This window comes from Kribbella sp. NBC_00662, assembly GCF_041430295.1.
Classification (GTDB): Bacteria; Actinomycetota; Actinomycetes; order Propionibacteriales; family Kribbellaceae; genus Kribbella.
On sequence record NZ_CP109029.1, the window covers coordinates 4257596 to 4269784 of the forward strand.

At 68.2% G+C, this 12189-nt stretch carries 10 protein-coding genes; 3 read left to right on the forward strand and 7 right to left on the reverse strand.

Going from position 1 to position 12189, the window contains the following annotated elements; genetic code table 11:
• Positions 1 to 4: 4 nt before the first annotated feature.
• Positions 5 to 562 (forward strand): hypothetical protein, encoded by a 558-nt coding sequence (locus tag OHA10_RS21475; RefSeq protein WP_371400540.1) that lies wholly within the window; start codon positions 5 to 7, stop codon positions 560 to 562.
• Here the strand turns inward: OHA10_RS21475 and OHA10_RS21480 are convergent.
• Positions 550 to 3216: an AAA family ATPase gene (locus tag OHA10_RS21480; protein ID WP_371400541.1), complete on the reverse strand. Its 2667-nt coding sequence runs from the start codon at positions 3214 to 3216 to the stop codon at positions 550 to 552. The two genes, OHA10_RS21475 and OHA10_RS21480, sit on opposite strands and share 13 nt — an antisense overlap.
• Positions 3217 to 3279: 63 nt before the next feature.
• Positions 3280 to 4602 carry a vanadium-dependent haloperoxidase gene (locus OHA10_RS21485; protein WP_371400542.1) on the reverse strand — a complete coding sequence of 441 codons (1323 nt, stop codon included), beginning with the start codon at positions 4600 to 4602 and terminating at the stop codon, positions 3280 to 3282.
• 135 nt (positions 4603 to 4737) lie between these two features.
• Here OHA10_RS21485 and OHA10_RS21490 point away from each other — a divergent pair, with 135 nt between their 5' ends.
• Positions 4738 to 5331: an RNA polymerase sigma factor gene (locus tag OHA10_RS21490; protein WP_371400543.1), complete on the forward strand. Its 594-nt coding sequence runs from the start codon at positions 4738 to 4740 to the stop codon at positions 5329 to 5331.
• 2 nt (positions 5332 to 5333) lie between these two features.
• Positions 5334 to 6032 carry a Rieske (2Fe-2S) protein gene (locus OHA10_RS21495; RefSeq protein ID WP_371407974.1) on the forward strand — a complete coding sequence of 233 codons (699 nt, stop codon included), beginning with the start codon at positions 5334 to 5336 and terminating at the stop codon, positions 6030 to 6032.
• A gap of 32 nt (positions 6033 to 6064) precedes the next feature.
• Here the strand turns inward: OHA10_RS21495 and OHA10_RS21500 are convergent, their stop codons facing one another.
• The 5 genes from OHA10_RS21500 to dgoD form a co-directional block, all read right to left on the reverse strand.
• The gene (locus OHA10_RS21500) at positions 6065 to 7549 is read right to left on the reverse strand and encodes an alkaline phosphatase family protein (protein ID WP_371400544.1); all 1485 of its coding nucleotides are present in this window, start codon (positions 7547 to 7549) and stop codon (positions 6065 to 6067) included.
• Between the two features lie 156 nt (positions 7550 to 7705).
• A complete protein-coding gene (locus tag OHA10_RS21505; protein WP_371400545.1) occupies positions 7706 to 8644 on the reverse strand; it encodes a sugar kinase in 939 nt (312 codons plus the stop codon).
• Complete coding sequence (locus OHA10_RS21510) at positions 8641 to 9276, reverse strand: bifunctional 4-hydroxy-2-oxoglutarate aldolase/2-dehydro-3-deoxy-phosphogluconate aldolase (protein ID WP_371400546.1); 636 nt, start codon at positions 9274 to 9276, stop codon at positions 8641 to 8643. The genes OHA10_RS21505 and OHA10_RS21510 overlap by 4 nt, the downstream gene beginning before the upstream one ends.
• A complete protein-coding gene (locus OHA10_RS21515) occupies positions 9269 to 11026 on the reverse strand; it encodes a sialidase family protein (RefSeq protein WP_371400547.1) in 1758 nt (585 codons plus the stop codon). Before OHA10_RS21515 ends, OHA10_RS21510 begins: the two co-directional genes overlap by 8 nt.
• The gene (gene dgoD, locus OHA10_RS21520; protein ID WP_371400548.1) at positions 11020 to 12165 is read right to left on the reverse strand and encodes a galactonate dehydratase; all 1146 of its coding nucleotides are present in this window, start codon (positions 12163 to 12165) and stop codon (positions 11020 to 11022) included. The genes OHA10_RS21515 and dgoD overlap by 7 nt, the downstream gene beginning before the upstream one ends.
• Between the last annotated feature and the right edge of the window lie 24 nt (positions 12166 to 12189).

Here is a 12189-nt window from a genome sequence, read left to right on the forward strand (position 1 = left end):
GTGTGTGCGAGGACGTGTGATCGCCACCGATCAGTTGGCCGAGTGCATCCGGCACGGTCGAGGCTGGAAAGTGACGTATGCGGGGGAGTCGGTAGTGGTCGGCCACTTGGTCGGCATGCTCCATGTGGCAGTGCTGCTGGCGAACCCGCTGCGGGAGATTCCGTCCATCGAGCTGGCCGGCGGCGTCAATGCCCTCGGGATGTCGGCACGTCGCCACACCGGGTCGGCTCAGGTCGTCCTGGATCCTGAGGCCGCCGGCAGCTATGGGCGCAGGCTCGACGAACTACGCGCCGAGGCCGGACGGCTCGATGCTCTGGGCGACCAGGGCCGGGCCGCCGCGGTCCAGGCCGAGATCGACTGGCTGGTGCGTGAGCTTGCAACCGCATCGGGTCTGAGCGGCCGGGTACGGACCTTCACCGACAATCCGGAGCGTGCCCGCGTCGCGGTCGGCCAAGCCGTCCGCCGGGCGATTGCTCGCGTCGAGCTGGTCGCGCCGACCATCGGCACACATCTGCGGGAGAGTGTCTACACCGGCGCGCGCTGTGTCTATCAGCCCGCCTGACGGCGCTGCGAGGGCAGGTCCTCGTCGAGGATCGCGTCGGCCTTCTCGGCTGCGCGAGTCCGGCTGGTCACGCCGAGCTTGGTGAGGATCGAGGAGACATGATGATGGACCGTTCGCTCCGAGATCACGAGCAGCGCGGCGATCTCGGCGTTCGTTCGGTCCTCGCGGATCAGGCCGAGGATCTCGCGCTCGCGTCGGGTGAGCCCGAGCGGATGTGCTCTCGTCGTCGCTTGCGGTCCGGCCGGAACCGACCGTACGCCGAGCGCCCGCAGACGAGTTTGCACGATGCGACCCGCGGCCGTGGCACCCAGTTGGTTGAGGATCGACAACGCGTGCCGCAGGTCCGACTCCTCGGTCCCGTCGGCGAGCGCGAGCGCGGCGTCGTACGGACACGACAGGTCCTGCCAGAGCTGTGCGGCGCCGGCGATGTCGCCGGCCAGCAGGCGGCGGTAAGGCTCGGCGAGTTCGTCGCGCGGCGGCCGCGATGAACCCGTGCGGCGCAGCCAGGCCGCGATTTCGCCACGCTGCCACGCATCGCCGGTGACCAACAGACTGTCGGCGAGCTCTGCTTCGAGCCGTGCCTCGTCCTCGTCCCCGGCGAGCCACCGTGCTTCGGCACGGGCAAGTCTCGCCGCCACGACCAGGTAGGACTCAGCGGACCGGTCCGCGGTCGTGATCGCTTCATCGAGGTAGCGCCAGGTATCGCTCGCACCGCGTCGCGCGCTCAGTACGCCGAGTCGGACGAGCACCCACAGCCGATTCGCCGGCGAATTGATCTTCTCCAGGAGGTTCGTCGCCAACGCGATGGCCTGATCCCACCGGCCCCGGCGGTCGAGGAGGAACAGCTGCTCAGACTCGAGGCTGGTGACGTAGGCGGTCAGTTCGTGGTCGGCACAGTAAACCAGTCCCTGCGCGAGATACCGCTCGGCATCATCGAACTTCCTTCGGTCGCTGAGCAGGGCGCACAGGTTCACATAGGCGCGGCCGGCCGGATTGTGGTGGCCGTGTGCAACGGCGAGGTCGAGTGCCTCGACCATCCGGGGTTGCCAGTCCAGCCCCTTGGTCGCAGCGCTGGTGGCAAAGGTGATTCCGGCATCACAGAGGATGTCGCTCGCGTGTAGTGATCGCGCGAGCTCGGTGGCGATCCGGGCCTGGTCCATCGCCGAATCGTGCAAACCGTGGAGCAGGCTCTGGTGCGCGAACGTCGCATGTGCTCTGGCGAGCTCGACTGTCGGTCCGAGCGACTGCAACGTCGTGACGGCCGCCTCCGCCGCGTCGATCGCGTCGCGTCCGTGGCAGGTGTGCGTTCTGATCCAGGCCAACCGTCCCCACGCGTCACTGACCCGCAGCGGGTTCCCTTGCTGTTGCCAGAGCTCGAGTGCTCGCTCAGCGGCTTGCTCGGCGTCCTGCCAACGATCCAGCAGCGACGCCTCGTCGGCATACGCTTCGTACAGGTCGGGCAGCGACGGGTCTCGATCGGTGGCATGGCGCAGGGCACGCTCGAACTGCGCCGCCGCTTCCCGATGAGAGTTCAATCCAGCTGCCCGGTAGGCGGCCGCGGGTGCGTATCGCATGACCGCCGTACTGTCGTTGGCCTCATCCGCATGGAAGGCCAATCTGGCGTCATCGTCACAACCTGAGCTTTCGAGCTGCGCCACACATGACTGGTGAATCAGACGGCGGCGGTGCACCGGGACGGCTTGTGCGATGGCCAGGCGGGCTACCTCGTGGCGGAACCGCAGCCCGCCGCCATCGTCCATCAGCAATCCGCCCGCGATCAGTTCGTCGACAGCGGATCGCCTCTGCGGCCGTACGCTCTCCAACAGCCGTACGTCGATCCGGCCGCCCGTCAGCGCCGCGACCTCCAGCACCGCAGACGTGTCGCGGTGAAGCCGCGCGGCGCGTGCGAGTACGACGTCCCGTGCCGACTCAGGAACGTGGTCGGCGAGTCCGTCCCGCAGGACCTCGGTGACATAGAACGGATTGCCGCCGGTCAGTTCGTACAGCTCGTCGGCGTCGAGCGCACCGGGCGCTGCCAGCACACCGACCGCCTGGCGGGAGAGACGGGCGACCCCGATGCGCCGGGTCGCTGCGACCGTACCGACATCGCCGAGCATCATCCGGAGTGGATGGTCGAGCGCCAACGCGTCGTCGCGATAGGTAGTCAGCAGCAGCAGGGTCGCGCCCTTCATCCGGCGGCCGAGATACCGGAGCAGATCGAGGCTCGCCTCGTCCGCCCAATGGATGTCTTCGATCACGACGACCTGCAGCTTCGTCGCGTCCGACGCCTGCTGATGAAGCGCGCGGAACAGTTGCTCGCGCGGAGCGCCGTTGCGACAGAGCTGTGCCAGGTCGCCGCGCAACTGATCGGCGAGATCGAAGAGCGGTCCGAGCGGAGCCGGAGTGAAGAGCCCGTCGCAGCCGGACCAGTACCAGTCCGCATCCGGCAGTTGCTCTTCGAAATGCTCCAGCAGCGAGGTCTTGCCCACGCCGGCCTCGCCCGAGATCAGCACGAGCCGCCCGCTGCCGTTCCCGGCGTCCACCGCGTACTCGTGCAGGGCGGCGAGCGCCGCGTCCCGTTCGAGGAGGTCACCACCTGATGTCACGCCGGGACGACTGTCACGCCCGGTGCGGGCTTCGTGATCAGCGTGCATGTTGGTCCGTCTCGCACAGTCTGATGGTCACCTGCATATTAACTGCGCGGTTAAGGGTGCAGGCTAAGGGCGTAGCTCCGGCCGGGCGAGGACCGACCTGGCGAGGTTGTGACCGAGCTCCTGTCCGGCGTAGTGGTCGAGCCTGGTGTGGATGCCGGCGTAGAGACTGCTGAGTCCGGCCTCGTCGGCGATGGCCTGCAGGGACCGGAACCTCCGCGTGACGCCGGGAAGCAGTTCGGAGGTGACCGCGAGCTGCAACCGCGGATCGAACTCCTGGCTCAGCAGGGTCGCCGCGGTCTGGGAGACCACGCTGTGCGCTCCCGGGTAGGACGGGTCGGCCGGTGTGGTGGCCAGTGGCGTCCAGTCGGGATCTGCCGTCGTGGAATGGTTGCCGTCGGCAGCTGCCAGCCGGATCGCGGTGATCGGCCGCCAGATCCGGAAGTGGTACTTGGCATCATAGAAGGCGATCACCGCGTCGGACACCGCAAGGTTGAGGTGCCCGAAGACGCGGGCAGCACGGACGAGATCGTTGCCTTCGGCACGGACAGCCGTCTGGGTGATCTCGTTCCAGTAGTTCCAGATCGGCGCCGCCCAGAAGTTGGCCTGCTCGGTCTGATCGGACTTGCGACTGGTGCTGCTGTTCTGCCCCAGTCGCTGGACTTCGTTGATCGCCGCGGCGTACCGGCGGGTCGCGAGATCGGGATAGGCCTGCGGCCGGAAGCGGTCGGCTCGCTTGATCAGGAAGGGTGTCACACCCGACCAGTGCGTGAACACGGCCGGAGCGTTGGCCGGGGGCGTCGGCCGGTACTGTCCGGGATCGGTGCCGGGCTCCAGCGGCGGCGGAACGACCGATGAGCCGTCGGCGGCGCGCAGATCGAGCAGCAGCCGGGCGGTGAGGCGGCCCGCGTCGATCCCCGTCTCCCGGGCATGCCCCGGGCCGACGGCGCTGAGTTCGGCCGCGAGTTGACGGCCGAGATCCGCTGCCTCGGCCGGATACAACGCGACGAGAACGTCGTGCCCGGCTTGGGCTGCCGCGGCAACCGGCGATGCCCCCGGCCCTGCGTGCACGGCAAACAGATACGGCGTACCCTGCCCGGTGGTGGCCACCACTGCGTTGTGGATCGCGGCATGCAGAATCGCGAAGCTCCGGGTCGGGTGGACCGTGGGCGGCTGCAGGCCTGCCGTGCGGACGATCCGGAGCAGGGCCTGGTTCCACGCGATCACGACGTCAGCACCCGTCCGGGCTTGTCGGGCCAGTTCGAGGGACGGGACGCGGGCAGCGGTACGAGTGGCGGCGAAGCTGGTGTCTGTTGCTCCGACAGCCACGGCCGCCGCGGTCGCACCACCGGCGATCAGCAGGCCGCGACGTGAGACTGGAGATGTCACGTTGACTCCACAGAGAAGATTCGATGGACACCCAGGGATAGTCAGGCGGGTTACAGCTGCGGGCCCGTGTAACCCCCACGCCTATTACAGGTGTGGTGTTGTGTCGGTCCTGACTTTCGAAGTGGACGGTGACGGGTGGCGGGACAACGATCGTGGGGGCGTCGGAAGCCCGAGGCCGAGCCCACCTCGGACGCGGGTACGGCGCCTGCTCCGATTCGTCTGCACGTGGTGACCGAGGACAGCTATCCCGACTGGGAGGCTGTCTACAACGACAACGTGGACCGGGTCTACCGGATGATGTTCGCCAAGGTCGGGAACCGGCCGGACGCCGAGGATCTGACCGCCGAGGTGTTCGTGACCGCGTTGCGGCCCTTGCAACTGTCGGCGAGCATCGGCGAGGTCCGGGCGTACCTGTTCGCCACCGCCCGCACCGTGCTCGCGGGATATTGGCGGCGGACGATGGGCCGCGAGATCACCGTCCTCGAGGAGGAGCGGGCCTCGGCCGAGCCGGAGACCGGCCCCGACGACACGGGTGCGATCGCCCGGGCGGAGGCGATCCTGGCGGAGCTTCCGGAGCGATACCGGCGCATCCTCCAGTTGCGGTTCATCGGCGCCTGTTCGTTGAAGGAGGCCGCGATCGAGCTGGGAGTGACCGTGGGTAATGCCAAGGTCCTTCAGCACCGCGCACTTCGCCAGGCCGCGGCTGTGGCAGACAGAATGGAGGGGTGAGCATGCGAGGAGTACGCCGATTCGTCGACGACCTGCTGAGTCGGCGTCGGACGAAACCCTTTGCTGCCGACGAAGCCGACGAGTCACAGATCCGGACCGCGATCGCCTTGCGTGCCGCCGGTCCTGACGCGGGGCCGAGCGAGGCGTTCGTCGATTCCTTGCGCGAACGTTTGCGGACCGAGTTGGACGAGGCGCCACCGGTGCGGGAGGCGCACGTGCGGGAGGCGCACGGCAGCAGCCGGCGCCGGTTCGTCCTGTCGATCGCGGCGGCTTCCGCGGCGTCGGCCGCGGTCGGCGTTGGTGCCGAGATGGCTCTGAGCGGCTCCGGCGGAGCGGTGACGGCGGAGCCGCCCGAGCAGACGATCACGCCGGACAACGGGGAATGGCGCGGGATCGTCGCGGTCAAGGACCTACCGGACGGCGCCGTACGGCCGTTCGACGTCGGCAGCATCGTCGGTTTCGTGCACCGGAAGGGCGACCAACTGACGGCCGTGTCGGGCGTGTGCACCCACCTGGGTTGCAAGCTCGCTCTGGACGGCCCGACGCGGCAACTGAACTGCCCTTGTCACAACGCCGCGTTCGGCGTCGACGGCGCCGTACTGCACCACCGTCTGCCGGTCGCCCTTCCACCCCTGCCCAAGCTGAATGTGCGCGAGTCCGACGGAGTGGTCCAAGTCTTCGTCCCACCCCGCCAGGCGTAACCACGCAGCAGGCAGGCGGCCTCGTGTTCGGGTCAGCCGGCGTGTGGGCGACGACCGGGTTCTTGGTGGGGAAAGGTCTGGTGGCTGGAGGGGATGGTGGGTGCCGGCAGCTGTGCGGCCTGGTACTGGGCGAGGTTGTACTGGCCGGTGGTGTCGGGCAGCGTGGGGGCGTGCTTGGTGTCGCCGAAGCGGAAGGCTCCGGTGAGGTCGCCGACCGTCTTGCGGCGCCAGTCGGAGATGTTGGGCTCCTTGACGCCGGTGATGTGTTCCAGGAAGCGCAGCTGTGAGGTGTGGTCGGAGGTTTCGGAGAAGACGTAGCCGCCGGTGGTCCAGGGCGAGACGATGATGCAGGGAACCCGGAAGCCGAGGCCGACGGGCAGTCCCGCGCCGTCGACTCCGGTGTTGGAGGTCTTGAACACGAACTCGCCCGGCGTGCCCGGCTTGGGGGTCGGCGGGACGACGTGGTCGAACATGCCGTCGTTCTCGTCGTACGAGAGGATAAAGACCGTTTTGGCCCACACCTCGGGGTTGGCGGCGATGGCGTCGATCTTGCCGGCGACGAACGTCGCTCCGGCCGCGGGGAGTGCGGCGGGATGTTCGTCGAAGCCCGACGGCGGGAGGATCCAGCTGACGGTGGGCAGTTGGTCGTTCATCGCGTCGTACTCGAACTGGCCCATCGGCTGGGTGACCATGCCGTTGTCGTACAGGGGGTCGCCGGGCTGGGCCGAGCCGAACTGCTTCCACTTGGTGATGGACGCCGCGCCGGTCTGGCCGCCGGGCTGGCGGTAGACCTTCCAGCTGACCCCGGCCTCCTGCAGCCGCTCGGGGTAGGTCTTCCAGCTGAACTGGTCGGCCGGGCCGCCGGTGGTCAGCGAGGGACCGCCGGCCAGTCCGTCGGGGTCGATGGTGCCCGACATCCACATGTGCCGGTTGGGAGCGGTCGGGCCGAGCACCGAGCAGTGGTAGCCGTCGAGGATCGTGAACGCCTCCGCAAGGGCGAACTGGAACGGGATGTCGTCGCGGGTGAAGTACCCCATCGTGTACTGGCCGTCGGTGGCGCCGTCGGAGGCCATGTGCGCCGGCACCCAGTTGTCGTTCTTGCCACCGTTCAGAGCCTCGTGCTGGACGGTCCACTCGTGGCTCATCGAGGGGATGGCCTGGGCGGCGGTGATCTTGGTGTTCAGCCGGTACGGCAGCAGGTAGCCGTCCGGGTTCGACGGGTCCGGCTGGTAGAACACGGTACGACCGTTCGGCAGGCGCGCGGCGTGCGGGTCGTTGAACCCGCGGACGCCGGACAACGTGCCGTAGTAGTGGTCGAAGCTGCGGTTCTCCTGCATCAGCATGACAACGTGCTTGATGTCCTTCAGACCGCCGTGCTTCGGCGGCGGAGATGCGAGCGCAGTACGAACGTTCGGCGGCAGAGCGAGCGAGGTCGCGGCCAGACCAGCGGCAGCAGCACCGCTACCGAGCAGCCGCCGCCGGCTGATACCGGCCGGAGAATGAGGGGAATCGTTCATACCGCGATCGTCAGCCTCCGAACTGGACTGCCGCTGATACCCCGATGTCAACTTGACGAACGAACGGCAACCAACGGAGTCCAATCGCAGGCCCACCCAACAGAAAAAGATGCCAAGGGCAACGATGCACTAGACCCGACGTGGCGGATCCGGTCTTCAGCGGAATGTGGTGCCTTGGGGGGAGGTAAGTAGGGCGAGGTCTCGGTGGTGGGGTAGGCCTTCCCAGTCTCCTGGGGTTGTGATGGTGAAGGCTGCGAAGTGGGTGGCTCGGGTCAGGCGGGCGGGGACGGGGAGGTCGTCCAGTACGGCGGAGAGGTAGCCGGCGGCGAAGGCGTCGCCGGCGCCGACTGGGTCGACGAGGGGTACTGGTACGGCGGGTGCGTGGTGAGCACCGTCGTCCGCGTGGCAGGTGGCTCCGGCGGCGGATTGTTTGATGATGAGCTCGGTGACGCCGGCTGCTTGGATCGGGTGGTGTGAATCGGTTGCGGCTTGTAGGACGTGTAGTTCGTCTTCGCCGCAGAAGAGGATGTCGATCTGCGGCAGGATGCGGGCGAGGCGTCGGCCGGCCTCTTCGACGGAGATGAGTCGGGTCCGGTGGTTGACGTCGTACGCGACGAGGATGCCGCGTTCGCGGGCGGCCGCGATGACTGTCTCGACCGCGGCTGCGGCGCTGTCTCCGAGTGCCTGCGTGATTCCGGTGACATGGAGGATCCGGGTGTCGGTGGTCATCGCCGGCAGTATGTCGTCCGCTGTGAGCATCGATGCGGCCGATCCTCGCCGGTGGTAGGTCACGGTCGAGGTGGACCACACACGCGCGTACCGACGCATCTCGCCGGTGGGGCGGGACGGGTCCGTTCGCAGGTGGTCGACATTGACACCCTCGCCGGCCAGAACTCGTCGTACCAAGTCGCCGGAGTCGTCGTCTCCAACGCGACCGGCGAACGATGCCGTGTGTCCGAAGCGTGCAACGCCGATCGCGACGGTTGCCTCGGCGCCGGCGATCGATGTCACGAACTGGCTGCCGGGCATGAGGACGCCCGGGCTCGTCCCTCGCAGAACGAGCATGGCCTCGCCGATGGCCAACAGCGCGCTCATCGTTCCTCCACGGTACGGCGGTACTCCGCGACCCGGCGCTCGAGAGCGCCGAGATCACCACCGGACGGAGCGTCTTGGAGCAGAGGTGTTCCGACCCCGACCGCGATGGCGCCCGCAGCGAGGTAATCGCCGGCCGTCGCGAGATCGACGCCGCCGACCGGGACGAAGGGAGTGTGAGGAAACGGAGCTCTGACAGCTCGCAGATGGGCCGGTCCGCCGGTCGCTGCCGGGAAGAGCTTGACCGCGCTCGCCCCGGCCGTCATGGCGGCGGAAACCTCGGTCGGCGTCCATGCCCCGGCGAGGACCGGAAGCCCGAGACGTACGCTCGCGGTGACTCCGTCGGTGATCGCAGGCGTGACGGCGTAGCGTGCACCGGCATCGAGCGCGCCGGATGCGTCGTCAGGGCTGAGAACCGTGCCGGCTCCGATCCAGGCGTTCGACCCGAACTCGGCGCAGGCTCGTTCGAGAGTCTTCAAGGCCCCCGAGCCTGTCAACGAGATCTCGAGGACCGTGACACCGCTGCGCAGCAGAGCCTCGACGCATCTCAGGGTCTGGTCGGGGTCGTCACCACGGATGATTGCCAGGAGGCGAGTCCGGCTCAGTTCGGCGAGCAGGGCCTGACTGTCACTCATTGGTTCCGGCCACCGCTTCCGACACCCGGAGCGGTCGGTCGTAGATGCGAAGCCGTTCCACCGTGCTCTCGTTGATCTCGACCGGCGCGGCGGTGGTCACCCCACGCAGATCCGAGTCGAATCGTCCCCAGCCTTGGGCGCGGTCAGCACCGCCGTCCTGCAACCGTCCGTCGGCGACGAACATGATCAGTTTCGGTCCGCCGTCGACGATCGCCACGAGTTGGGTACGGCGGCCGGCTTCGAGCGTTCCGGGATCCGAGGTCCAGCTGGACTCGCGGCGCCCGTCGCAGAGCGTCAGCTGGACCCGATCGGCGCCGGCTTGGCGAAGTACCCATCCTTGGCCGGCGGGGTCGCGCTGCTCAGCCAGGATGCGATCCGGCTCGCCGGCTGTCAGCGAGAGTTGGAAGGAGAAGCCGGCGCGAGCGTCTTCGATCCGCCAGTTGCCCCTCCGGAGCTGCAGCCGTGGCAGTTCGATGCTGTGGGCAACAGAGGCGCACGAGTCGAACAGCAGCCCTTCACTACCGAGCGCCGGCGGGTTCCAGAGACCGTCGAGGAGATCTGGAGCCAGCGGGTGGACCCGGGCGGTCGACTTCTGAGTCTCGGTGACCCAGAAGCACTCTCCATCGTGGATGAGGTCGGGATAGCTCATGCTCGTCTGAGGATCGTCGGCGTACAGGGCGATCTCGGGCTCCGACCATTCGATGACGCCGTTGCGCTCTAGCCCGCCGCTGACCCAGACAGGGTTGCGGTAGGTGCCGAACCACGTGTTGCTGTTGTTGTGATGCCACAGCAGATAGCGTCCGCCCCCGCAGTCCCAGACGAACGTTGCCGCCCGTGGATTCTTGATGGGGCGTCCCGTCGCATAGCGCGCGAAGTCCGGCTCGGTCCAGGTCCGTCCGCTGTCGCGGCTGTAGGCGGCGCCGACGTACCCGACCTCGGTGCGATAGGTGCAGTACAGGCTCCCGTCGCTCAGCCCGACGAGCTTGTGCTCCTCGGCGACCTCGCCCTGCGGTGCACGAAGTCCGACGTCGCCGTCCGGGAGCGTGGTCCAGGTGATCGCCGACGGATCGGTCTCGGTGAGGATGTTCTCGCTGCGTACGACGAAGCCCTCGCTCGTCCGCTGGAAGCCCAGCCGCTCCTCGCGGAACCCGCCGACCTTCGAGGCGGAGATGTAGACAGCGTCGCCGACGATCTCGGGCTTGCCGACCGACCACCAGAACAGGACCTCGCCGCCGTACGGGTTGCGGCGGTCGATGTCGAAGGCACGCATCGGCACGGTGTATCGCTGATCCGACCAGGTGCGGCCGTGGTCGTCGGAGTACCGGAAGACCATGTCGCCCAGGGTGTCGACGCGCGGGCTGGTGCCGACGTCGGTGATGACCTCGCGCAGGTTGGTGGAGTTGTACGTGTAGAAGACGTAGATCCGCCCGCTCGGAAGGACGAGCGGCACGGCCCAAGATGCCTCCGGGCCTTCACGGGGCTCGACGTCGACGGGGTCGGTCCAGGTGGCGCCGTGGTCGGTGCTCCGCCGGGAGATGATGCGCTGGCTCGGGTCGCCTTCGTGGTCGTCCGAGCTGGTGACGACGCAGACCCACGCGCCGTCGGCCGCGATCACGACGTACGGCTGGTCGCAGTAGCCGTCGGACTGGATCAGCGAGCCCTCGGTCAGGAGCCGTACGTCGGACCGCGCCCGCTGCGGGTCGTCCGGCAGTTGGGGGGAGGGCGGGATGGTCTCGGGTGTGGTCACCATTCGGCGAAGCTCCCATCGGTGTGCCGCCAGATCGCGTTGCGCCAGCGGTGCGGGTTTTCGTTGGCCCTGCGTACGGCGGCCTCGTCGATCTCGATGCCCAGTCCGGGCCGCGTCGGGCGGGCGACGAAGCCGTCCCGGGTGGCGAACACGGAACGGTCGACAAGGTAGTCGAGCAGATCGGAGTCGGTGTTGTAGTGGATGCCGAGGCTCTGCTCCTGGATCAGGAAGTTCGGGCTCGCGATGTCGACCTGCAGACAGGCGGCCAGCGCGATCGGCCCCAGCGGGCAGTGCGGGGCGAGGCTGACTCCCCAGGCCTCGGCCATCGAGGCGATCCGCCGCACTTCCGAGATCCCGCCGGCGTGGGACAGGTCGGGCTGGGCGACGGCGATGCCCGAGCGGAGCACGTCGCGGAAGTCCCAGCGCGAGTAGAGCCGTTCGCCGGTCGCGATCGGAATCGAGGTTCCGGCTGCGATCCCACTGATGTCGGCGGTCAGTTCCGGCACCAGCGGCTCTTCGACGAACATCGGCCGCAGCGACTCGAGCAGCGGGAGCGCCCGGCGGGCCATGGCCGGGGAGTACCGGCCGTGGAAGTCGACGGCGAGATCGCGGTGTGGACCTAGCACATCGCGGACTGCGGTCACGCGCTCGACCAGGAGATCGAGCTGGTGCGGGGTGTCGATCGGCGTCAGCTCTTCCGACCCGTTCATCTTCACCGCGGTCAGGCCGGCCGCGAGCTGGCGCTCGGTGTCCTCGGCCAGAGAGGACGGCCGGTCCCCGCCGATCCACCCGTAGACGCGGACCCGATCACGGACCGGGCCCCCGAGCAGGTTGTACACAGGTACGCCGTACGCCTTGCCGGCGATGTCCCACAGGGCTTGGTCGATCCCGGCGACGGCGCTGGAGAGGACCGGCCCGCCGCGGTAGAAACCTCCCTTGGTCAGAACCTGCCAGGTGTCCTCGATCCGGAGCGGATCCGTCCCGATCAGGTAGTCGGACATCTCGGCGACGGCGGCCTGCACCGTCTCTGCCCGCCCCTCGACGATCGGCTCACCCCAGCCGACGATCCCTTCGTCGGTCCTGACGGCGACGAACAGCCAGCGCGGCGGCACCCGGAAGGTTTCCACCTCGACGATCTTCATACTGCAGTGCTCCCTGGTTGCTGG

Excerpts from the sequence above, each read along its gene's own strand:
- OHA10_RS21480 (WP_371400541.1), bottom strand. The coding sequence starts at position 3,216 with ATGCACGCTGATCACGAAGCCCGCACCGGGCGTGACAGTCGTCCCGGC.
- OHA10_RS21495 (WP_371407974.1), top strand. The coding sequence starts at position 5,334 with ATGCGAGGAGTACGCCGATTCGTCGACGACCTGCTGAGTCGGCGTCGG.
- OHA10_RS21500 (WP_371400544.1), bottom strand. The coding sequence starts at position 7,549 with ATGAACGATTCCCCTCATTCTCCGGCCGGTATCAGCCGGCGGCGGCTG.
- OHA10_RS21505 (WP_371400545.1), bottom strand. The coding sequence starts at position 8,644 with ATGAGCGCGCTGTTGGCCATCGGCGAGGCCATGCTCGTTCTGCGAGGG.
- OHA10_RS21510 (WP_371400546.1), bottom strand. The coding sequence starts at position 9,276 with ATGAGTGACAGTCAGGCCCTGCTCGCCGAACTGAGCCGGACTCGCCTC.
- OHA10_RS21515 (WP_371400547.1), bottom strand. The coding sequence starts at position 11,026 with ATGGTGACCACACCCGAGACCATCCCGCCCTCCCCCCAACTGCCGGAC.
- dgoD (WP_371400548.1), bottom strand. The coding sequence starts at position 12,165 with ATGAAGATCGTCGAGGTGGAAACCTTCCGGGTGCCGCCGCGCTGGCTG.